This is a genomic window from Bacillus sp. FSL R9-9410, assembly GCF_038050385.1.
GTDB classification, from domain to species: Bacteria; Bacillota; Bacilli; order Bacillales; family Bacillaceae_G; genus Bacillus_A; species Bacillus_A cereus_U.
In genome coordinates this window covers 761,870-783,328 of record NZ_JBBOTV010000001.1, presented here as the reverse complement: position 1 = coordinate 783,328, position 21,459 = coordinate 761,870, and the positions used below count along the sequence as shown (strand labels likewise).

Here is a 21,459-nt window from a genome sequence, read left to right as displayed (position 1 = left end):
CTTTTTTTATTTTTTCACCTTTTTTCGTACATCTTCTATTAATTCATCCATCGTTTTCCCTTCTGTTTTTATACGAAGAGTTTGTGCTGTTCTCCACACATTTTCTCTCTTTTTCGCTTCTTCTATAATAGAAATTTCCTTCCTTACTTCTTTTAAATCTTTTCCTTCTGTTTCAAGTCCAAAATGTTCAGCTTTCGTTCGAAAATGCTGTTCAATTCTTTGTTGCATTTCTTTTTGTTCAGGATTTTCAGCCGCCTTAACTGGATCAGCACTTATCGCTTTTATTAAAATCAGACAAGTCATAATGGCTAATATGTATTTGTACATGTAAAATCCTCCAACCCGATATAAATTACATTTTTACTATGTACAATTAGAGCTTGGAAAATTCGTCCACAGAATTATTTTTCTCGTTCAAAAGTGACTACTATCAAGCATTAATGGACTTTTATTACATTTTATTTACAAAAAAAAGCAAACCCTTTAACGAGTTTGCTTTTCATCTATCTTATAGCGCACATTCTTCAATCTCAAATCCTAAATCTTCAATCATACCCCAGTCCGCAGTCGGCTCTTGTCCAGCTGTTGTTAAATAGTCCCCGACAAAAATAGAGTTTGCTGCAAATAAACCAAGTGGCTGTACAGAACGTAAATTAAGTTCTCGGCCTCCTGAAATACGAATTTCTTTTGTTGGATTTACAAAACGCATCATCGCCAGCACTTTTAAACATTCTACAGGTGTTAATTCTTTTTGTCCTTCCAGCGGAGTACCCTTTACAGCAACAAGGAAATTACACGGAATAGAATCCGCATCTAAACGTTGTAATTCAAAGGCAATTTCAGCGCGCTGTTCAATCGTTTCTCCCATTCCGAAAATTGCTCCAGAGCATGGAGAAATACCGGCTTGCTTCGCTTTTTGGACTGTATCAACACGATCGTCATACGTATGCGTTGAACAAATGCTATCATAATTGTTGGCATGCGTATTTAAATTGTGGTTATAACGATGCACACCCGCTTCTGCTAACTGACCTGCTTGATCTTCATTTAAAAATCCTAAACAACAGCAAATTTTCAAATCTGTCGTTTCACGAATTTCCTTAACTGCTCCAATAACGTGATTTACTTCTTTATCCGTCGGACGACGACCAGATGCAACAATACAATATGTACCTGCTTTACGACGAATTGCTTCGTGCGCTCCTTCAACAATTTTCTCTTGTGTTAACCATGCATACTTATCAATCGGTGCTTCTGAAATAATAGACTGTGAACAGTACCCGCAATCTTCAGGACATAATCCAGATTTCGTATTTATAATCATGTTCAACTTTACTTTCTTACCAAAATGATGATGGCGAATGATGTAAGCTGCATTCATAATTTCTAAAACCTCTGTATCATCAGCTTCTAATATTGCAATTGCATCTTCTTTCGTAATCATTTTCTCTTCTACTACGTCGTATGCAAGTTTTTTCCAATCCCTTTTTGTTTGTACTTGTTTCATTTCATCTCTTCCCCTCTTTTGTTATATACGTAAATAAAGCATGATATGTTGCTACTATCCCTTCTTTTTCCGTGAAGTCTCTTTCGTATATACGAAAGAGTGAAGGGCCTTGACAATAAGACTCTATGCAGCTTCTTTCAGCCTTTCATCTCCAGCTAATCCTAAATAATTATTAGATGCTAGATTTACTTATTTCGAATAAGCCATGTCTCTTCGGATCGCTCTGTTATATGTAAATTACGATACTGCCCTTGCTCCTTTAATTGTCCTACTTTAGATTGAAGATGCGCGCGCCACGTTTGATTCATTTTGGATGAGCTCCTCTAATTTTGAAATCATAATATGCTCTTTTGCCGATTCTAATAATTCTTCCTTAGTAAATTCCCCTTCAAGGAATGGTAATAAACCTAAAACTGGCACTCCACTTAACTCCTCAATCATTACTTTATTTTCTTGCACTCTTTCCTTTTCACATTCTTTACAACCAGATAAAATTACACCTGCTACTGTTAAACCATGTGCTTTTGCATAAGAAATTGTTAAAACAGTATGATTAACTGTCCCAAGTGTAGGACGTGCTACTACAATAAGAGGAAGCTCTAATTCTTTTGCAAAATCAATTACTAAAGCATCTTCTGTATACGGGACGGCAAGCCCACCAGCCCCTTCTACAAATAGGCTATTAAACTCGTTTAGTAGTTCATTATGGTTATCAGTAATTTCTTTTAACGTTACTGTCCTTCCAGCTCTTTTCATAGCAAGTCTCGGAGCAAGTGGTTCTTCAATGGAATAAGGACAAATTTTATCTTCTTTTGTCGGTACGCCCGATAATGCTTTTAATCTTGCTGCATCTCCCTCAGGATTTGATGCAACATGACCACTTTGCAACGGTTTATATACACCAACATTATATCCACGCTCTCGAAATATACCTGCCAATGCTCCTGTCACTACCGTTTTTCCAACTTCTGTATCCGTTGCTGTTACAAAGAAACCACTCATTACTCTTCCTCCGTAATATCCGAGATTGCTTTATATAAAATGCGTAACATCTCATCGATTTCAGCCATTGTAGACGCAAGAGGAGGCATAAATACAATGGTGTTACCAAGCGGACGTAAAATCATGCCTAACTCCCTTGAGCGTTTACACACTTGAACACCGACTCTTTCTGTCCATTCAAACGATTCTTTCGTTTCCTTATTTTTCACAAGTTCAATACCAACCATTAGCCCACACTGACGAATATCTCCTACGTGCTTATATTCATTAAGGGCTTCTAATTTTGTTGCTACATATTCTGTTTTATGCGCAACATCTTCTATTAAATTAGTTTTTTCATATAGTTCTAAATTTGCAATTGCTACGGCACACCCTAACGGATTCCCTGTATAACTATGACCATGGAAAAATGTTTTTTGTTCTTCATAGTCTCCTAAAAAGGCATTATAAATTTCATCTGTCGTTACCGTAATTGCCACCGGTAAATAACCACCGGTTAAGCCTTTTCCCCCAGTTAAAATGTCTGGCGTCACATCCTCATGTTCACATGCAAACATTTTCCCAGTACGCCCAAATCCAGTCGCTACCTCATCTGTAATAAATAATACATTGTATTTTGTACATAAATCGCGAAGCCCTTTTAAGTATCCTTTTGGCATTGTAATCATCCCGCCAGCACCTTGCATTAATGGCTCCACAATGATAGCCGCTACTTCTTCATGTTTTTCTTGCAGCAATTCTTCCATTTCTTCTAAATGTTTCTTTACAATTTGTTCCTTATTATCTCCATAAGGAGAACGATATGTATATGGATACGGCATTTTAATTGCCTCAAATAATAGTGAACTATACACTTGGTGAAACAAGTCTATTGCTCCTACTGAAACAGCACCTATTGTATCACCGTGATATGCTTCTTTTAATGTAACAAATCTTTGTTTTCTCGGTTTTCCTTTATGCTGCCAATATTGAAAAGCCATCTTAATTGCAATTTCAACAGCGGTAGAACCAGAGTCTGAATAAAATACTTTCTTCAAGCCTTCTGGTACAACATCAATTATTTTTTCTGCTAATAAAATAGATGGAACGTTAGCAAGTCCTAACATAGTAGAATGAGCAATTTTATTTAATTGCTCACGAATTGCCTCATCCAGTTCCGGTACTTGATGCCCATGAACATTTAACCAAATAGACGAAACACCGTCCCAATATTCATTTCCATTTACGTCGTATAGCTTTCTTCCCTCTCCACGTTCAATAATGACAGGATCTTCTTCTAAATAGTCTTTCATTTGTGTAAATGGGTGCCATACGTAATCTTTAGTCTTCTTCGATAATTCTTCATATGTATAAGACGATTTTTCACTCGTGTTACTATTAACAGCCACAATTGTCACCCCTAATGTCAACTTGTTTATAGATATAGTTAACATTAAAAACAAATGACTGTCAATTATTTTCAAATCAAATAGTTCTTAAAAAAGAACAACTTATCATACGATAAGTTGTCCTACTTTCCATGTTGTATCTTTCCAATTTCTAAAATAATCTCTTCATCTTTTTTTCCTTCTGTATTAATTCCAAGCTGCTTAGCATGCTCAATTAATAAATCATGGCGCTGCTCAAACCTAGCGGTATCTACTTCTTTCGTAATCTCTTCTTTTGTTTTCCCTTCAGTAGAAACCCCTAGTTTTACAGCTGATTTTTCCATCGATTTCTTCTCTTCAGTTTCTTTCACTTTCTTCACTTCTGACTGCTGTATTTGCTTTTGTTTCGACTGCCCTGATTCAGCTGCAAAAGCTGTGTAAATTCCAGCACTTCCGCCAACGACTAGTAAGGTGGTAAAAAGAATTATTTTTTTCTTCACTCTTTCCTCCCCTTTCAAATTCATTATAACGCACATTTTTACAGTATTAAAAACATTTCTCCTTTATTTCCCTAAAAAAATATTAAACATTTTTATTGACATGTATGATGAATATATGATAAAAATTTAACTAACATCATATGAATCGGCGTTGATAGGATTTAGTAGTATTTCGTTTTCTGATTTCAGAGAGCTGGTGGTCGGTGCGAACCAGTACAGAGCGATTTATGAATTACCCCCTGGAGCTTCTTTTACGAAACGTGAGGAGTAGTGAAAGACGGTTTAGACCGTTATGTCTAAAGAGTGGTGAAACGACACTGTTTCACAATTTAGGGTGGTACCGCGAATTTTTCGTCCCTGCATATATTGCAGGGGCGTTTTTATTTTATTAGCGCATATCATATGGCCCTTTATTTTGTGATACATTCCTTTCACAAGCTAGGGTGGTACCGCGATTTCTTCGTCCCTGCATAATTATATGCAGGGACGTTTTTTTATCCAATCATTTCCGTATCATATTGAGATGTTGACAATTACCGGTAATTTGTCAAAAAATTCTAAATTTTAGAAGGAAATATACAATATTGGCGAATTTCATATAAAAAAGGCTATTTTAGATTACTTAGGAGGGGAAAACAATGATTTCAAAAATTGAATCTGTTCTTTTAACAATTTTCATTTTTTTCTGTATTGGCTTTAGCGTTATTCAATTAGAAGTTTCACCACATATCCCAATTTTATTCGGCATCGTTATTTTATTAGCGTTTGGATTTATGAAAAAAATCTCTTGGTCTACTATGGAAAAAGGGATGATAAGTAGTATTTCAGCTGGTATTCCATCTATTTTTATTTTCTTACTTGTAGGAGTATTAATTAGTGTTTGGATCGCAGCTGGAACAATTCCAACTTTAATGGTATACGGATTCCAACTTGTATCTCCAAAAATTTTCGTTCCTACCGTTTTTGTTGTTTGTGCAATTGTTGGAACGAGTATCGGTAGTGCATTTACAACTGCAGCAACAGTAGGGCTTGCCTTTATGGGAATGGGTAGTGCTCTCGGATACGATCCAGCTCTTATTGCTGGTGCAATTATTTCTGGTGCATTCTTTGGGGATAAAATGTCTCCTTTATCTGATACAACAAACTTAGCTCCAGCTGTAACTGGTGTAGATTTATTTGAACATATTCGCAACATGCTTTGGACAACAGTCCCTGCTTTCATTATTGCTTTTATCGCATTTTTCATTTTAGGAAGTGGCACTAGAGGAGACGTTGATTTCACAAACTTTATTAGTACGTTAGAAAAAAATGCAACGATTTCTATCGTTACACTTATCCCGATTTTATTACTGTTCCTATTCGCATTTAAGAAAGTACCGGCAGTTCCAACATTACTTGCAGGAATCGTAGTAGGGATCATCATTCTCTTTATTTTTAAACCTAGTACTTCTTTAGCTGATTTAATGAAAATTATGCAAGACGGTTACGTTTCTAAAACTGGTATAAAAGATATTGATAGCTTATTATCTCGTGGTGGTTTACAAAGTATGATGATGTCAATTGCTCTTATTTTCCTCGCTCTTTGTATGGGGGGGTTACTACAAGGAATGGGCATTATCACGCAGCTGATGAATATCATCTCTAGCTTCGTAAAAAATAGTACACGCTTAATCGTCTCTACCGCTTTCACTGCAATTGGTGTAAACTTCTTACTTGGCGAACAATACTTATCAATCGTTTTAACAGGACAAGCATTCGCTAACAAATACGATGAAGTCGGTTTAGAACGTCGTAATTTATCACGAGTATTAGAAGATGCTGGTACAGTAATTAATCCGCTCGTACCATGGGGTGTAAGTGGCGTATTTTTAACAAACGTCCTTAGCGTTCCAACATTCGATTATGTTCCATACGCAATCTTCTGTTTAGCTTGTCCAGTCTTAACAATTATTGTTGGGTTCACCGGATTTGGGCTTTCATGGAAAAAAGAAAAAACAATACCAGTTTCATAATATAGAATAAAAAAAGGATTACCGTAATCGGTAATCCTTTTTTTCATACAACACTTTACTATCTATTTATTTGCTTTCTTTCTTCTAAATAACATAAGTAATCCCGCTCCAACAAACGCCAGACCAGCTCCAATTGTAGAAGCAACACTCGCACCTGTTTTCGGTAAATCACGTTCCTCTTTATTTTCACTTACAGTTGTTGTTTCTTTTGTATTTTGATTATCCGTTGTAGTTTGTCCAGATCCTGCGTTGTTTCCATCTTGTTTTGGTTCATTCCCATTATTACCTTCATCTGTTGGGGGTGTCGTTGGATTCTCCCCATTATTGCCATCACCTGTTGGCGGTGTCGTTGGATTCTCCCCATTATTGCCATCACCTGTTGGCGGTGTCGTTGGATTCTCTCCATTATTGCCATCACCTGTTGGCGGTGTCGTTGGATTCTCCCCACCAGTTTCCTTATCACCGTCGTTCTTCTTCGTTATATCAATTGCATATTTAGCAAATTCATTTTCAGATGGTCCAACATATGATATTTTTCCATCTTTCTTTATATATTTTTGTGCATTTGGTGAAGAATCAAATGTTGTATTTAATTTATCTGCAATAATCGGTTTAAACGCCCAATTTTGATCTGCTGCTGGATTAATAACTGGTGTTTCTTGCATGTACTTCACAATAATTTGACGTGTTTCATCTTGCGATTGGTATACAACTTCGCCTTTACTTACACCAGGGAACGTTTGGCTACTTCCACGATAGTTATTTGTAGCTACAATGAACTCTTGTTTGTCAGCTACAGGCTTACCTTCATACGTCACATTTACAATACGATTCGTATTTTCATTTACAACTTTGCCATCTTTATCGTATTTCGCTGGTTGCGTTACGTCAATTTCGTATTTTAAGCCATCTAAAACATCAAAATTATATGTAGGATAACCTATATTAACTAGTGGCTGTTCTTCTGTTTTCTTTGAATCAATTTGATTAAATTGACCAGCAGACATTTCAAGCCATTCTTTCACTTGTGCCCCACTTACTTTTACAGCATATAATGTATTTGGATATACATATAAATCCGCTACGTTTTTAATTGCTAAGGTTCCTGCTGGAATATCCGTATAATATGTAGCACCGTTTCGGCCACCTGCTTTAAATGGCGCTCCTGCAGATAATACTGGAATTCCTTTATATTTACTATATTGTCCGTTTTCAGCGAATAGCTTTTCTACGTACCATTTTTGTGCATTCGTCACAAGTTGTACGGAAGGATCATCTTGTACTAATGAAAAATAACTATTAATTGGTGCTGTCGTTTTACCTACAGCTGTATTTACATAGTCAATTGTCGCTTTATGATCATCTTTAATTTCATTAACTAATTTTTGATCAGATTCTACTAATGGATTACCTTTACTATCAGCAATCGGACGAAGTTGTGGCTTCGATTGCTCTTTTTGCACTTGCCATTTTCCGTTTACCTTTTTCAATTGCATATCAATAATCCCTAAATTACTTCCAAACACACCAGGCATTACAACTGGAACTCCATTAAATATATCCTTCATTTCAGTATGTGAATGTCCCATTAATACTGCATCTACATTTTCAACTTCTGTTAAATAAAACGATGCGTTTTCCATTCCAGCGATACGCCCACTCTTATCAACACCTGAATGAGCTAGTGCAACAATAACGTCCGCACCTTTTGCCTTCATTTCTGGAACTAACTTTTCAGCTGTTTCAACAATATCATGTGCTTTGACTTTTCCTTCTAAATTCGCTTTATCCCAGTTCATAACTTGAGGTGGAACAAATCCCATTACACCAATTTTCACTTTTTGTTTTTGGCCAGATTCATCCTCTACTTCTTTTTCAAAAATATGATATGGTTCAAAGTAATGTTTATCGTTCGTATCATCCTTATCATGGTCATCTATGTAGACATTCGAGTTAATAACCGGGAAATTCGTTTTTTCAATCACTTTGTTTAAATAATCTAAACCGTAGTTAAATTCATGATTCCCAAGAGAGATGACGTCATACTTCATTAAATTCATTAAACGATATAATGGATGTACATAACTAGCATCAACAGGATTCTTCTGATCATTTATTTTATTCGCTACATAATCCCCAAGCGGCGTACCTTGTAATGCATCCCCATCATCAAATAAGACAGAGTTCTTCGCTTCTTCACGCGCTTTATTAACAAGTGTTGCAGTTTGCACGAGACCTACTTTATTATCTGTTTTCGTTTGATAATAATCGTAATTCATTAAGTTAACGTGAATATCTGATGTTTCTAAAATTCGCAAGTTAACTGTACTCTCCCCAGCTTTTTCCTCTGCATGAGCTGTTGTCGGCAGCACTTGCGGTGCTATAACGCCAATAGCAAGTGTTGCTCCAGCTAGCATTTTTGTTGACTTTTTCACAAAAAATCCCCCTTATACAATTACCCCAAAATAATGAAATGAATCTCTATCAGTCCCTAACCACATACCTTTTTTCTTCTATTAGAGCGATGATTTTCACTTTATCTGACATTATCATATCTAAAGTACTTTCATATCGTCAATATTTTTTGACAAACTTCTACAAATTTTCTGTAAAGTTTTCATAAACATATACTATGCCCTTACATTGCTTATACTGCTGAATATGATACAATTACCAATTACAAGGAGGATGAATTTATGAAAAAAGTCATCTTAACAATTGTTTGTCTCCTCCTTCTAATCATTTCTTATTCTTATTTTGAAAAGAACGATGAGACAAAACAAAAAGAAACTGAAGGAAAAACAGAAAAAACATCTGCTCCCAGTTGGATTGATAAGCAAACGAATGACTCTTTTTATCACCTCGTATTAGGTGATTCACTTGCAAAAGGATATGGATCTACACAAGGGGGATTTGCCGAATTAGCTTCTAGACAATTAGAAGGACAAATTCATAAACCAATTACGGTAGAAAACCTCGGTGTAAATGGTCTCACTACAGATCGTCTCGTTAAGAAAGTCCAGTCAGAAGAAGTTCAACAAAAAATTAGGGAAGCAAATATCATTACTATTAGTATTGGAGGAAATAATTTATTCCGCTTAAATCGTGATGTAGGTGTTATAGATGGTATTAAAATGTTAAATAAAGAAAAATCCCGTTTTGAAACGGATGTAAAAAATATTGTAAAGACCGTTCGAGATCAAAATCCGAATGCTTTACTCATTCTCTCTGAACTCTATAACCCTTTACAACTAGATGACTCCATCGCAAGTTATGCAGATATGTTTTTAGACGGTTGGAATGATTCTATTTATTCTATTTCAAAAGCACATCAACCGTCGATCGTTTTACCAATTCGCAAATTAATATCGAATGATAAAAAAGATTTACTATTTGACCAAGTACACCCAAATGATAACGGTTATGCGATTATTGCCAATACATTTACAAAGCAAGTGTTATCCTACAAATATTAAGGCTACCATGAAACAATTCTATTTTTATACCTTGTCTTTTTTGTTACAATGATAGTGGAAGGGGGCCGTTATATGGAATCACGCGAGTGGGAACGTATTGTTGACCATCTTCTTTCGCTAGTGCCTCTTTTTTATCGCAAATTTATGCTTCCTGGAGAGTTTTCTTCTCAAAGACATATGCCGCCATCACATACGCAAGTGTTACTGCTTTTGCATGAAAATGGTACATTAGCAGTTTCAGAAATTGGCAAGCGGCTAGCGATTTCACGGCCTAACATGACCCCTCTATTAAACAAACTTATTCAAGAAGAACTAATAGAGCGTCATTATAGCGAAAAAGATCGACGGGTCATTTTAATTTCCCTAACAACTGAAGGGAAATTACTAGTAAATCAGTATCAGCAATTCATTTTAGACAAACTAAAAGAAAATTTTCAAACATTATCTGAGGAAGAGCGTGAAAAGCTCATTCATTCTCTTAAAACCATTCAAAATTTAATTTTGAAAACAAACGCATAAAGCTGCTTCTAAATAGAAGCAGCTTTATGATTCGTAATAATTACCATAGTATACATTTGAATATGGCCATGTCATTAAATACGGCTTTTGTTCTTGAACAGGTTGCTGAGGCTGTTGCATTTGCTGTATTTGTTGCTGTGGATACACTCCGAATTGCTGCCTCATATCATTTACAGCATAATAATTTGTATAAGGATATACTTGAGGTACATAGTAATAATACATTCATTCTCTCCCCCTTTTTCTTAAACATATTCAAAGGAGAAAATGAATGTGACATTCTTTATATTTGTACAAGTGGTTCTCTCACTTGTTTCTTTCTTTTCTTCAAACGTAACTTACGATTCTTTTCATATAAATAATGTACAACGAAATATGAAATTATCCCAAACACAGCTCCTAAGATTGTCATTCCAATTAATACATACACTTCACTCTGCAATAAACTCTTTAACATCGTAAAAATATGGCTTGAAAACAAATCCGATATCGTAAATGGTTCATGATGTATTTTCTGTACATGAAATGGGTAAATCATTTTTCCTAATGCATAAGCAAACGGAAATAAAAATACTGGGAGAAACGATATTTTCCCAATAATATTACCAATGACTGCGGCTGGAAAAGATCCCTTTGCTAACCTGACAATTGGATAAAATATTAAATATACGAGCGATGCCGTGTAAATAACCAACATTTCTAAACCAAATCCAATAGCAAAACCTAACGACACTTTCTTTGCTCCTTCTGGCGATCGAAGCAACTTAAAATATTGAAACTTTAATATTCTCCACATTCGCTGAAAAAACGAATATGTTTTCTTAGTTGTTTTCAAATTCATCATCTCTTTAACTATATTTTTTTATAGTATGCTCTTCTCTAGTCTGAAATACAATTTTTTTCTTTTATTGTAGCATTTCACTAAAAAATAATTCTATTTAAAAAATACTAGAAAATCGTTTTCTTATACAATATAAACCTTCGTTTTTTAGACCTAATATAACTTACTATCTGCGTTATCACCCTGCTTTATATTTTTCATATAAACTAGGTAATTTACACCGCTTATTTTACTAAATTTCTGTTTTACCCTTGTAAATTCTTTATATCCTAATTTCCCATATAATTGTACTGCACTTTCATTTGTATCAGCCACTTCTAAAATAAACTCATCATATTGAGGTAAGTTTATTATATAGTTCATTAGTGTCGTCGCAACACCATTCCCTCTATACTTTGAGGCTGTTACAACAAATTCAACAGATGCTTTTTTCTCACCAGTTTCCATCGCGCTTTTTTCAAATTCAGACTTTAAAAATATATAGGCAAGTGTCCCTTTATATAACCCTAAATATTTTCTTAATTCATGTTTATTCAAACGAACAGATAGCGTTTTACCATCCGTACAAGCAGTCATCCCTACAATATCCCCCTCTATCATTGCAATATAAAAAACATCCAAAACAAATATATGTGCGAAAGCCTTTGCTAATTTTTGTTCATCTTTTGAAAAAAAAGCGAAGTTTTTACCGAATCCATCAACAAAGAGTTCACTTACTTTCTCTCTTATATCTTCTCCTAATTCACTTGCTAGTTTAATATCAATCATGTTACTCCCCCTTTTTTAATTCTCTTCTCACCAATTAAACTCTCCCTATAACCCTCACTAAATTTATGTACAAATTACATTTATTATAACGATTGAATAATACGGCCAACCTCTATAATTTAACACGAAAAAAACCTTCCTTTTAGGAAGGCTCCTCTATATTTTTAAACAAACTAACCAATAACGCTTTTTGCGCGTGCAACCTGTTACCAGCTTGCTCAAAAACGATAGACTGTGGCCCATCTATAATCTCTCCAGTTACTTCTTCTTCACGATGAGCAGGCAAACAGTGCAGGAAACGATATGTTTGCTTTGCATGTATAACAAGCTCTTTATTTACTTGGAAAGGCTGGAATAAAGTATATTTCTCTGCTTCTCCTTCTTGGCCCATACTCATCCAAACATCAGTATAAATAAAATCTGCTCCACTTACCGCTAATTCAGGATTATGCAAAATCTCAATTTCAGCCCCTGTTTCATCTGCAATCGCTAACGCTTTTTTAACAATTTCTTCATTCGGTTCATACCCTACGGGAGTCGCAACAGTCATATTCATTCCGACTTTTGCACTTGCTAGCAATAGTGAATGACATACATTATTCCCGTCACCTACGTAAGCTAATTTAATTCCTTTAAACGTATGAACTTCTTCATATATCGTCATTAAATCTGCCAACGCTTGGCAAGGGTGATGATCATCAGTTAAACCGTTAATAACTGGGATACTGGACTCTTTCGCAAGCTCTTCTACATCAGCATGCGAGAATGTGCGTATCATAATTCCATCAATATAATGAGATAGTACTTTCGCAGTATCTGACACCGTTTCTCCTCTGCCAATTTGCATCTCTTTTCCACTTAAAAACATTCCATGTCCTCCGAGCTGTACCATTCCTGCTTCAAAAGAAACGCGAGTACGAGTTGAATGTTTATCAAAAATGAGACCTAATATTTTCCCTTGTAATAAAGGCTCCTGCTTGTTCTTTTTTAAATATATAGCGAACTCAATTAAAGAAATGATTTCTTCTTGCGTCAATTCTTCTAACGTTAAAAGATCTTTCGTATTTAATTTCGGTACTTGTACAGTTGACATGAAATTCCCCCCTTATATTATTGATGCATTTTTTGTACAAACCACTTCTTTTATCATATATACTGCCTGTTCTAGCTCTTCATTCGTTACAATAAGTGGTGGTAATAGTCTTATAACATTAGGCCCTGCTTGTAATACGAGAAGTCCTGCTTTTTCTAGTTGTTCTATGAAATTTGCAACCTCATGCTTACATTCGATTCCAATCATAAGTCCCTTACCACGAATATTTTGAACACATTCAACGTGTCGTAATTCTTCTTGTAATTTCTTTAATACGTACTCACCCTTTTCCTGTACTTCTTTTAAAAACGATTGTTCCTTAATGAATTGCAATACTTCTTTCGCTGCAGTCATAGCGATATAATTCCCACCGAAAGTTGAACCGTGTGAACCTGCAGTAAAAGAAGAACCCAGTTCTTTCCGGCCAATCATCGCTCCAACTGGAATACCATTCCCAAGCGCCTTTGCGATAGTAACGATATCAGGACCTATTCCCATTTGCTCATAAGCGAATAGTGTTCCTGTTCTGCCTATTCCAGTTTGTACTTCATCTATAATAAAAAGAGCATTGTACTCATTACATAGTTTTTCAATTCCCTTCAAAAAGGATGGATCCGCTAATATTACTCCTCCTTCTCCTTGAACAACTTCTACCATTACCGCCGCAACTTCTTCATTCATTACTTCCTCTAATGCTTGTATATCGTTAAATGGTGTATGTAAAAAAGACGGAAGTAATGGACCGAATCCTTCTTTCACTTTATCTTGCCCTGTTGCACTCATCGTTCCAAATGTTCTCCCGTGAAAAGATTGTTCACATGTTACGACGAGAGATTTTCCAGTATGCTTACGTGCTAGCTTTAAAGCCGCTTCATTTGCCTCCGCCCCGCTATTACAAAAAAACACATAATCTAATGCTGTATCTTCTGTTAATAACGATGCGACCTCTTCTTGTAAGGAGTTCGTAAACAAATTAGATATATGCCATATGTTTCTAAGTTGCTTTTCTACTGCCTTTACAACAGTAGGATGACAATGTCCTAAGTTACATACGCCAATCCCCGACGTAAAATCTAAGTATTGCGTACCATTTTTATCAATGACTGTTGTTCCATTCCCCTTTACAAACTCAATAGTTCTCCTGCCATACGTTTGAAAAAGATAACTTGTCATATGATACTCACTCCTTTCGTTACCGTAGTTCCAACACACTTTCCTGTGACCTCGGCAAAATCCTTTGTACCATTTACGATACTAACCTTTTTCACTCCCATTTTTAACGATGTAAGTGCCGCCTGTACTTTCGGAATCATCCCGCCTGTAATGACACCTTGTTCTATAAAAGTAAGAATTTCATATTCATCCATTTTCTTTACCAATCTTCCTTCGTGTAATACTCCATCTACGTCCGTTATAAAAATGAGTTCTTTTGCGGATAGTGCATATGCAATTCCAGCTGCAGCAGTATCTGCATTAATGTTATAAACTTCATTACCATTTATCCCAATTGGAGCAATGACAGGAATATAATTCATATCTATCAACCCTTTTAATAAGGCTGTTTCTACATAACTTACTTCTCCTACATATCCTATCTCTTCGCCAACAGGTTGAACTTGAAGTAAATTACCGTCACATCCTGAAAGCCCCACCGCAAGTAAATCATGTTTTTGTAAATTCATTACGAATTTTTTATTCGTACTTCCGCATAGCACCATTTGAACAACATCCATAACCCCTTTTGGCGTTACTCGTAATCCATCTTTCTTTTCTACCTTGATATTATAGTCTTCTAACTTGGCATCAATTTCTGGACCACCGCCATGGACAATAACAACCTTATACTTATTTTGCAATTTCTTTATGCACTCAAAAAACACACTATTTAATCGATTCAACATGCTACCGCCACATTTAACTACAATATAATCACTCATCTTCTCTCTCCTTATGTACGATAACAAGCATTTATTTTCACATATTCATAACTTAAGTCGCAGCCCCAAGCTGATCCCGTTTCATCTCCTAAATGTAAACACGCATCAATTTTTATTTCATGTTCTTGTAATTTCTTTTTCATTTCCTCTTCGGAAAACATTTGAGGCTCACTATTTTTTAATACGGCGATAGATTGAAGAGTGATATCAATTGTATTTGGGTTAATAGTTACTTCACTCTGTCCAATACTACTAATAATTCGTCCCCAATTTGGATCCTCACCATATATCGCTGTTTTCACAAGACTTGAACCGACTATTTGTTTTGCAATTTGCTTTGCTTCTTCATTTGTTCTAGCCCCTAACACGTTTACTTCTATTAACTTCGTAGCACCTTCACCATCTTGTGCAATTTTTTTCGCTAAATCTTCACATACCTTTTGTAAAGCAACTAAGAAAGTTTCCCAGTCTTCATGTTCCATATTCATCGTTTTCGTTTCTGATAATCCACTTGCCATAACGATGACCATATCATTTGTAGAAGTATCTCCGTCCACCGTAATTTGATTAAACGTATGATTCGTAATTTGTGATAATGCTGTTTGCAATAATTCATGCTCTATATTGGCGTCTGTTGTAATAAAACTAAGCATCGTTGCCATATTCGGTTTGATCATCCCTGAACCTTTTGCGACCCCAGCAATTTTCACTTCTTTCCCATCAATTATCATCTCATAGCAAGTTTCTTTCGTTATAAGGTCTGTCGTTAAAATTGCTTCACAAAAAGAATAAGCTTCACTTACTTCCTTTGTTGGCACAAGAGATTCAATTCCTTTTCGAATGATATCCATCGGTAAAGGTACTCCAATTACACCTGTTGAAGCGACTGCGACGTACTTTTCTTTTACTCCAAAGTGTTCCGCTCCTAATGTTCGCATCTCATAAGCATCTTGCAATCCTTTCATCCCCGTACAAGCATTTGCATTGCCGCTATTTACCACAATTGCTTGTAATTTCCCTTCTGCTGCTATGCTATCCTTCGTTACTTGCAACGGCGCTGCTTGTATTTGATTTGTTGTATACACAGCGGCACATGATGCTGGCACCTCACAAACGATTGCACCCACATCCTTTTTCACCTTTTTCAAACCATTTGCAGTACCAATTGCCGAAAAGCCTTTCGGCGTAACAATTGAACCATTTGCTAATTTTGTAATAGACGATGTTTTAATCATAATTTCCCCCTTATGGATAAAGCGGCATATGCTGTAAACCCGTTGTCTCTTCTAGTCCCGCTAATAAATTTGCATTTTGAACTGCTTGCCCCGCTGCGCCTTTCATCATATTGTCTATCACAGAAACTACTGTAATTCTTTCTGTTCTTTCATCGTAAGCCATCCCAATATCACAATAATTTGAGCCTCTTACTTCTTTCGGACTCGGAAATTCTCCTTGAGAACGAATTCGAACGAAAGCTGAGTTGTGATACGTTTCTTCATACAACGCTTGAAGTTGCTGCATTTTGATTTCTTGTTTTAATTTCCCATAGAGTGTAACCATAATCCCTCTTGATATCGGTATTAAATGTGTACTAAATGTGATTGGCTTCGCTTTATCATTCCACTCTACAAGCATTTGCTCAATCTCAGGAACGTGCTGATGCTGATTTACTTTATAAATGTGAAGGTTATCATATAGCTCTGGAAAATGAGTCATTGTTGTTGGAGTTTTGCCTGCTCCAGATACACCTGACTTTGCATCAATGATAATCGAATCTTCTTCAATCATTCCGCTACGTACTAACGGCGCTATCGCTAATAATGCGGCTGTCGCAAAACATCCTGGGTTTGCAATTAAATTTGCATTTTGAATCTCCGGCCTTTTCCATTCACTTAATCCATATACTGCTTTCCTAAGAAGTTCTTCCTTTGCAGCTGGCCTTTTATACCACAATTCATATGACGAGGGATCTATCATACGAAAGTCTCCAGATAGGTCAATTACTTTTAAACCTACTGCCAATAATTTTGGTGTTAACTCTGCCGATACTCCCACTGGGGTTGCTAAAAATACAATTTCAGCTTCCTTCTCTATTTTCTCCGCATCAATTTCTTGTAACGTATGGACAAGAACATTTCGAAAATGCGGGTATACATTTGTTATAAATTCACCAACTTGTGAAAAAGAATGGAGAGATGCTATCGAAAAATATGGATGTTGCTCTAATAACCGAATTAACTCAATACCTCCATATCCAGTTGCTCCAATAATTGCGACTTTCATAAGCTCCTCCTCATATCTATTCTTTAAATTAAGTTTGATTATAATATTGCATAATTATAAAGTCAATTAAATATTTATAATTTTTAAAAACTTCAAAATATTAATCTCACTATAAAAGAAATATATACAAGTGGATTTTTATGCAAAAATAGTGCATAGTAGTATTTTCATTTCACTTCAAGTACAATAAAACAATACATGTATACATACAGGCGGGAAAAAACATGAATGAAAAATTAATTGAGAAAATGATTATAAAAAGTTTTCGGCAATATCAATGTAATCCTGTTTCAAAAGAGGATCAGGAAATGCTAATTAAACATATTCAAATGATAATTCATTTAAATACTGAAATTGATGTATACGAGGCTGTTGAGGATATCGTTTACGATTATGTGACTGGAAAATAAAAAAATAGGAGATTTCCATATGGAAATCTCCTATTTTTTACTTAATGATTTGCCTGCAACACGTTCAAATAAACCTGGGAATAATGCGTAGAGCTTTGGCCCCATTCCCATCCACTTCGGCAAGTTTACTTCACGTTTTTTCGTTTGCATCGCCTTTACGATTTGTTCTGCTACATATGTTGGTTTTAACATGTAACGTCCCATATTTTTCACATATGTACCTGATTGATCGGCTATTTCAAAAAAGTTCGTATCTATCGGTCCCGGGTTAATTGCTGTTACATACACATTTGTGTTAGATAACTCCATACGCAAACTATTCGTAAATCCTAATACAGCGTGTTTTGTTGCTGCATAAGCACTCGACTTCGGAGTTGCAATTTTTCCAGCCAATGAAGCAATATTAATAATTTGTCCTTCGTTCCTTTTTACCATATAAGGTAATACCGCTTTCGTACAAGCTACTAATCCAAATACATTTACTTGAAACATATCCTTTACTTCATCCATTGACGCATCTTCAAACGTTTTAAAAATACCAAACCCAGCATTATTTACCAATATATCAATACGTCCTACTTCTTGTAATACCTTTGAAAAAACAGATTGTACTTTCGTTTCTTCACTTACATCTAATACATAGTAATAGCAAGGCGTATTATAAGTTTCTTTAATTTTGTCTGCTAATGCTTGTAGCTTCTCTTCTGTTCGAGCCATTAATACCGGCGTCGCCCCTTGCTCTGCAACCTGCATTGCAACTTGCTCTCCAATTCCACTAGAAGCACCTGTAATGACGATTACTTTTTCTTGTAAACGTCCCGTCATTGCTGTCACCTACTTTGCATAATAAATCAATTGTTGTGAAGATTCATCAATCATCACTTGTTGATTATATGCTAAAAAGTCTAATTGTCCAACAGTTTCTGAGATAGTAAGTGGCAATTGCTCTTTATATAATACCGGAAATAGTTTTACACATACTTCAAATGCTGTCATTGGCTTTTCCTTTAATAGTTCAAGCACTTTAAACGCACGTGTCTCTTGCTTTTGTAATCTTGTTTCAATAAGTTGTTTCATATTCAGAACATCTTCCCCATGCCCTGATAAAATACGTGAAATATTCATTTCACTTAAACGTTTTAACGTTTGATTGTACTGCAATAAAGGACGCGCTCTTTCTGTTTGCCCTTCATATGGTGGTTCTAATATTGGATTTGAAGAAATGTGACTAATGAGAGCATCCCCACCAATTAATATTCCATCAGATTCTCTATATAATGAAATATGAGTGGAAGCATGACCCGGGGTTTCAATCACTGTAAATCCAGGTAACGAATCTATACGATCTCCCTCTCTCACGGTATGTGTTAACGATCTATTACAAGAATATTTAAGTGTCTTCGTCGTCAATAACGCCTCATCATTCAGAAATGCTGCTGGAACGCCGAACTGCAAGGCTGTCTCTTTAAAAAATTCATGATACCTCTTTAAAAATTCAGCATTCTGTGTAATCCAAGGTTCATTCCAAGGATGTCCGATAATCTTTACTTTTTCAGAAAATGTATTTAAAAGTCCGCAATGATCCGCATGGTGATGCGTAATCACTACCGTTTCAATATCTTCTATCTTATACCCTAATGCACCTAATTGACTTTCTAGTGCCTTCTTTGCTTCTTCTGTATTTGTCCCTGTATCAATTAACGTTAATGTTTCTCCCTCAACTAAAAACACATTCACTGTCTCAACTGCAAATGGAACAGGAATCTCCATTCGATGAATCGCCGTCATGCTTAGCCCCCCCTGTCTTTTTCCGGTTCAAAATGAATACCTCTTCAGTTTACAACTTCCCTATAAATTTGTCATTATTTTCAGATAAAAAGAGGTGTTTTCCATAAAAAAACGAATGTATGTACATTTATAAGCATTTCTAACCAAATTCAAAGGAGGCACATCATGTCTATGCAAAACATTTCCTTTCTCGGTGCAGGCTCTATTGCCGAAGCGATTATTGGTGGTTTATTAAACGCAAATGTTGTTAAGGGAGAAAATGTAACTGTAAGTAATCGTTCTAACGAGACAAGATTACAGGAGTTACATAAAAAATACGGTGTCAAAGGTACACATAATAAAAAGGAGTTACTTGCTGATGCAAATATTCTTTTTCTAGCGATGAAGCCAAAAGATGTCGCAGAAGCGATTATTCCTCTTAAAGAATACATAAATAATGACGTGCTTATTATTTCGTTATTAGCAGGTGTTTCTACTCATTCAATTAGAAACCTACTTCAAAAAGACGTTCCGATTATTCGTGCAATGCCAAATACATCTGCGGCCATTTTAAAATCCGCTACTGCTATCTCACCTTCAGAACACACAACGGAGGAACATATTCGCATTGCAACATCGTTATTTGAAACGATTGGTCTCGTCTCTGTTGTAGAAGAAGAAGATATGCATGCTGTCACTGCATTATCCGGAAGTGGACCAGCTTATATTTATTATGTGGTAGAGGCAATGGAAGAGGCAGCAAAAAAAATTGGTTTAAAAGAAGATGTTGCAAAATCACTTATTCTTCAGACGATGATTGGTGCTGCTGAAATGCTAAAAGTAAGCGAAAAACACCCTTCTATTTTGCGAAAAGAAATTACTTCTCCTGGCGGAACTACCGAAGCAGGTATTGAAGTATTACAGGAGCATAATTTTCAACAAGCATTAATCTCCTGTATTACACAAGCAACGAAACGATCACACGATCTTGGAAAAACATTAGAAAAAATAGCAGAAGAAAAATAAAAAACGGAGCTCAACTTTATTTGAGCTCCGTTTTTTATTTTAATCATATGATATGCTTTTAGTTATTGCTCTTACCAAAAATCTCTTCTTGCAGACGACGACCTGTTGGTGTTGCTGCAAGTCCACCTTCTGCTGTTTCACGAAGTGCTACTGGCATCGTTTGTCCAATTCTATACATCGCCTCAATGACTTCATCACATGGAATTGTACTAGTTACACCAGCTAATGATAAATCAGCTGAAATCATGGCATTCGCAGCTCCTGCTGCATTACGTTTTACACAAGGTACTTCTACAAGCCCTGCAACAGGATCACATACTAAACCAAGCATATTCTTTAATGAAATCGCCATAGCTGTAGCTGCTTGATCTTGTGTTCCCCCAGCCATCTCAACTGCTGCTGCTGCTGCCATTCCACTTGCTGAACCTACTTCAGCTTGGCAACCTCCTGCCGCGCCGGAAATACAAGCATTATTCGCAACAACCATACCGAAAGCTCCTGCTGTAAATAAAAATTCAATCATTTCTTCGCGTGTCGGCTGTAATTTTTCTTGCAGTGCAAAGAGTACTCCTGGCACTGTTCCAGCAGATCCTGCTGTTGGTGTTGCACAAATAATTCCCATCGCCGCATTTACTTCATTTGTTGCGACAGCTCTACTCACTGCGTCCAAAATTGTATCTCCAGATAAGCCTTTTCCACTCTGCATATACGCTTGGACTTTCACAGCATCTCCGCCAGTTAAACCCGTCGGTGATTTTACACCACGAATACCACGTTCTACTGCTTGTTCCATCACGACTAAGTTCTTTTCCATACCAGCAATTACTTCTTCACGTGAAATACGTCTTGTATCCATTTCACATTGAATCATAATTTCTGCGATTTTTACATTTTGCTCTTTAGCTTGCGCCACTAGTTCCGCTGCGTTCCGAAACATGGTGTGTCCCCCCT

The 21,459-nt window shown here is 36.1% G+C and carries 22 protein-coding genes, 1 pseudogene and 1 other annotated feature; of the genes and pseudogenes, 5 read left to right on the top strand and 18 right to left on the bottom strand.

The features are described 5' to 3' along the window. Positions 1 to 6 precede the first annotated feature (6 nt). From MKX77_RS04335 to MKX77_RS04310, 6 genes and pseudogenes are all read right to left on the bottom strand, one after another. Positions 7 to 327, bottom strand: coding sequence for a hypothetical protein (locus tag MKX77_RS04335; RefSeq protein ID WP_002145881.1), 321 nt, complete (start codon positions 325 to 327; stop codon positions 7 to 9). A gap of 181 nt (positions 328 to 508) precedes the next feature. Then, complete coding sequence (gene bioB, locus MKX77_RS04330) at positions 509 to 1,507, bottom strand: biotin synthase (RefSeq protein WP_000815853.1); 999 nt, start codon at positions 1,505 to 1,507, stop codon at positions 509 to 511. A gap of 126 nt (positions 1,508 to 1,633) precedes the next feature. Further along, a pseudogene (locus MKX77_RS04325) lies at positions 1,634 to 1,815 on the bottom strand (8-amino-7-oxononanoate synthase); the annotation flags it as partial. Then, complete coding sequence (gene bioD, locus MKX77_RS04320; RefSeq protein WP_341305912.1) at positions 1,781 to 2,509, bottom strand: dethiobiotin synthase; 729 nt, start codon at positions 2,507 to 2,509, stop codon at positions 1,781 to 1,783. The pseudogene MKX77_RS04325 and the gene bioD, both read right to left, overlap by 35 nt. Then, a complete protein-coding gene (bioA, locus tag MKX77_RS04315; RefSeq protein WP_215556631.1) occupies positions 2,509 to 3,942 on the bottom strand; it encodes an adenosylmethionine--8-amino-7-oxononanoate transaminase in 1,434 nt (477 codons plus the stop codon). Before bioA ends, bioD begins: the two co-directional genes overlap by 1 nt. A 77-nt stretch (positions 3,943 to 4,019) precedes the next feature. After that, positions 4,020 to 4,376 carry a hypothetical protein gene (locus tag MKX77_RS04310; protein ID WP_341305911.1) on the bottom strand — a complete coding sequence of 119 codons (357 nt, stop codon included), beginning with the start codon at positions 4,374 to 4,376 and terminating at the stop codon, positions 4,020 to 4,022. 142 nt (positions 4,377 to 4,518) lie between these two features. Further along, positions 4,519 to 4,738, top strand: a binding site (T-box leader). Between the two features lie 276 nt (positions 4,739 to 5,014). On the opposite strand from MKX77_RS04310, the gene nhaC reads away from it, so the two are divergent. Then, entirely contained in the window at positions 5,015 to 6,388 is a 1,374-nt protein-coding gene (gene nhaC / locus MKX77_RS04305) for a Na+/H+ antiporter NhaC (RefSeq protein ID WP_341305910.1), read from the top strand. 62 nt (positions 6,389 to 6,450) lie between these two features. On the opposite strand, the gene cpdB is transcribed toward nhaC, so the two are convergent. Next, entirely contained in the window at positions 6,451 to 8,823 is a 2,373-nt protein-coding gene (gene cpdB, locus MKX77_RS04300) for a bifunctional 2',3'-cyclic-nucleotide 2'-phosphodiesterase/3'-nucleotidase (RefSeq protein ID WP_341305909.1), read from the bottom strand. Between the two features lie 261 nt (positions 8,824 to 9,084). On the opposite strand from cpdB, the gene MKX77_RS04295 reads away from it, so the two are divergent. Both MKX77_RS04295 and MKX77_RS04290 read left to right on the top strand, forming a co-directional pair. Next, the gene (locus tag MKX77_RS04295; protein WP_341305908.1) at positions 9,085 to 9,864 is read left to right on the top strand and encodes a GDSL-type esterase/lipase family protein; all 780 of its coding nucleotides are present in this window, start codon (positions 9,085 to 9,087) and stop codon (positions 9,862 to 9,864) included. A gap of 72 nt (positions 9,865 to 9,936) precedes the next feature. Continuing rightward, entirely contained in the window at positions 9,937 to 10,383 is a 447-nt protein-coding gene (locus tag MKX77_RS04290; RefSeq protein ID WP_002111682.1) for a MarR family winged helix-turn-helix transcriptional regulator, read from the top strand. A 24-nt stretch (positions 10,384 to 10,407) separates the two neighbouring features. Here MKX77_RS04290 and MKX77_RS04285 read toward each other — a convergent pair whose 3' ends face one another. The 8 genes from MKX77_RS04285 to argC all read right to left on the bottom strand — a co-directional run bounded on the left by MKX77_RS04285 (position 10,408) and on the right by argC (position 17,305). Continuing rightward, positions 10,408 to 10,608, bottom strand: a complete 201-nt coding sequence (locus MKX77_RS04285) for a hypothetical protein (protein WP_341305907.1) — start codon at positions 10,606 to 10,608, stop codon at positions 10,408 to 10,410. A gap of 58 nt (positions 10,609 to 10,666) precedes the next feature. Beyond that, entirely contained in the window at positions 10,667 to 11,218 is a 552-nt protein-coding gene (locus tag MKX77_RS04280; RefSeq protein ID WP_341305906.1) for a DUF2062 domain-containing protein, read from the bottom strand. Positions 11,219 to 11,377: 159 nt separating this feature from the next. Then, positions 11,378 to 11,992: a GNAT family N-acetyltransferase gene (locus tag MKX77_RS04275; RefSeq protein ID WP_341305905.1), complete on the bottom strand. Its 615-nt coding sequence runs from the start codon at positions 11,990 to 11,992 to the stop codon at positions 11,378 to 11,380. Between the two features lie 142 nt (positions 11,993 to 12,134). After that, positions 12,135 to 13,085, bottom strand: a complete 951-nt coding sequence (argF, locus tag MKX77_RS04270) for an ornithine carbamoyltransferase (protein WP_016106110.1) — start codon at positions 13,083 to 13,085, stop codon at positions 12,135 to 12,137. A 12-nt stretch (positions 13,086 to 13,097) separates the two neighbouring features. Next, positions 13,098 to 14,258 carry an acetylornithine transaminase gene (locus MKX77_RS04265; RefSeq protein ID WP_341305904.1) on the bottom strand — a complete coding sequence of 387 codons (1,161 nt, stop codon included), beginning with the start codon at positions 14,256 to 14,258 and terminating at the stop codon, positions 13,098 to 13,100. After that, positions 14,255 to 15,022, bottom strand: coding sequence for an acetylglutamate kinase (gene argB, locus MKX77_RS04260; protein WP_341305903.1), 768 nt, complete (start codon positions 15,020 to 15,022; stop codon positions 14,255 to 14,257). Before argB ends, MKX77_RS04265 begins: the two co-directional genes overlap by 4 nt. A gap of 11 nt (positions 15,023 to 15,033) precedes the next feature. Beyond that, positions 15,034 to 16,257: a bifunctional glutamate N-acetyltransferase/amino-acid acetyltransferase ArgJ gene (gene argJ / locus MKX77_RS04255; protein ID WP_341305902.1), complete on the bottom strand. Its 1,224-nt coding sequence runs from the start codon at positions 16,255 to 16,257 to the stop codon at positions 15,034 to 15,036. A gap of 10 nt (positions 16,258 to 16,267) precedes the next feature. Continuing rightward, complete coding sequence (argC, locus tag MKX77_RS04250) at positions 16,268 to 17,305, bottom strand: N-acetyl-gamma-glutamyl-phosphate reductase (RefSeq protein ID WP_341305901.1); 1,038 nt, start codon at positions 17,303 to 17,305, stop codon at positions 16,268 to 16,270. A 224-nt stretch (positions 17,306 to 17,529) separates the two neighbouring features. Between argC and MKX77_RS04245 the strand changes: the two genes are divergently transcribed. Further along, a complete protein-coding gene (locus MKX77_RS04245) occupies positions 17,530 to 17,715 on the top strand; it encodes a YqzH family protein (protein WP_215554117.1) in 186 nt (61 codons plus the stop codon). Between the two features lie 30 nt (positions 17,716 to 17,745). Here MKX77_RS04245 and MKX77_RS04240 read toward each other — a convergent pair whose 3' ends face one another. After that, a complete protein-coding gene (locus tag MKX77_RS04240; RefSeq protein ID WP_002199407.1) occupies positions 17,746 to 18,540 on the bottom strand; it encodes an SDR family oxidoreductase in 795 nt (264 codons plus the stop codon). A 9-nt stretch (positions 18,541 to 18,549) separates the two neighbouring features. Then, positions 18,550 to 19,503, bottom strand: a complete 954-nt coding sequence (locus tag MKX77_RS04235) for an MBL fold metallo-hydrolase (RefSeq protein ID WP_215554119.1) — start codon at positions 19,501 to 19,503, stop codon at positions 18,550 to 18,552. A 165-nt stretch (positions 19,504 to 19,668) separates the two neighbouring features. Here MKX77_RS04235 and proI point away from each other — a divergent pair, with 165 nt between their 5' ends. Next, positions 19,669 to 20,508: a pyrroline-5-carboxylate reductase ProI gene (gene proI, locus MKX77_RS04230; RefSeq protein WP_341305900.1), complete on the top strand. Its 840-nt coding sequence runs from the start codon at positions 19,669 to 19,671 to the stop codon at positions 20,506 to 20,508. A 58-nt stretch (positions 20,509 to 20,566) separates the two neighbouring features. Here the strand turns inward: proI and sdaAA are convergent, their stop codons facing one another. Beyond that, positions 20,567 to 21,445, bottom strand: coding sequence for an L-serine ammonia-lyase, iron-sulfur-dependent, subunit alpha (gene sdaAA / locus MKX77_RS04225; RefSeq protein ID WP_341305899.1), 879 nt, complete (start codon positions 21,443 to 21,445; stop codon positions 20,567 to 20,569). Positions 21,446 to 21,459: the final 14 nt, after the last annotated feature.

Excerpts from the sequence above, each read along its gene's own strand:
- bioB (WP_000815853.1), bottom strand. The coding sequence starts at position 1,507 with ATGAAACAAGTACAAACAAAAAGGGATTGGAAAAAACTTGCATACGAC.
- MKX77_RS04240 (WP_002199407.1), bottom strand. The coding sequence starts at position 18,540 with ATGACGGGACGTTTACAAGAAAAAGTAATCGTCATTACAGGTGCTTCT.
- MKX77_RS04275 (WP_341305905.1), bottom strand. The coding sequence starts at position 11,992 with ATGATTGATATTAAACTAGCAAGTGAATTAGGAGAAGATATAAGAGAG.
- MKX77_RS04290 (WP_002111682.1), top strand. The coding sequence starts at position 9,937 with ATGGAATCACGCGAGTGGGAACGTATTGTTGACCATCTTCTTTCGCTA.
- argC (WP_341305901.1), bottom strand. The coding sequence starts at position 17,305 with ATGAAAGTCGCAATTATTGGAGCAACTGGATATGGAGGTATTGAGTTA.
- MKX77_RS04235 (WP_215554119.1), bottom strand. The coding sequence starts at position 19,503 with ATGACGGCGATTCATCGAATGGAGATTCCTGTTCCATTTGCAGTTGAG.
- MKX77_RS04335 (WP_002145881.1), bottom strand. The coding sequence starts at position 327 with ATGTACAAATACATATTAGCCATTATGACTTGTCTGATTTTAATAAAA.
- MKX77_RS04265 (WP_341305904.1), bottom strand. The coding sequence starts at position 14,258 with ATGACAAGTTATCTTTTTCAAACGTATGGCAGGAGAACTATTGAGTTT.
- MKX77_RS04295 (WP_341305908.1), top strand. The coding sequence starts at position 9,085 with ATGAAAAAAGTCATCTTAACAATTGTTTGTCTCCTCCTTCTAATCATT.
- bioD (WP_341305912.1), bottom strand. The coding sequence starts at position 2,509 with ATGAGTGGTTTCTTTGTAACAGCAACGGATACAGAAGTTGGAAAAACG.
- MKX77_RS04285 (WP_341305907.1), bottom strand. The coding sequence starts at position 10,608 with ATGTATTATTACTATGTACCTCAAGTATATCCTTATACAAATTATTAT.
- nhaC (WP_341305910.1), top strand. The coding sequence starts at position 5,015 with ATGATTTCAAAAATTGAATCTGTTCTTTTAACAATTTTCATTTTTTTC.
- argJ (WP_341305902.1), bottom strand. The coding sequence starts at position 16,257 with ATGATTAAAACATCGTCTATTACAAAATTAGCAAATGGTTCAATTGTT.
- proI (WP_341305900.1), top strand. The coding sequence starts at position 19,669 with ATGTCTATGCAAAACATTTCCTTTCTCGGTGCAGGCTCTATTGCCGAA.
- sdaAA (WP_341305899.1), bottom strand. The coding sequence starts at position 21,445 with ATGTTTCGGAACGCAGCGGAACTAGTGGCGCAAGCTAAAGAGCAAAAT.
- argB (WP_341305903.1), bottom strand. The coding sequence starts at position 15,022 with ATGAGTGATTATATTGTAGTTAAATGTGGCGGTAGCATGTTGAATCGA.
- MKX77_RS04245 (WP_215554117.1), top strand. The coding sequence starts at position 17,530 with ATGAATGAAAAATTAATTGAGAAAATGATTATAAAAAGTTTTCGGCAA.
- bioA (WP_215556631.1), bottom strand. The coding sequence starts at position 3,942 with ATGTTAACTATATCTATAAACAAGTTGACATTAGGGGTGACAATTGTG.
- argF (WP_016106110.1), bottom strand. The coding sequence starts at position 13,085 with ATGTCAACTGTACAAGTACCGAAATTAAATACGAAAGATCTTTTAACG.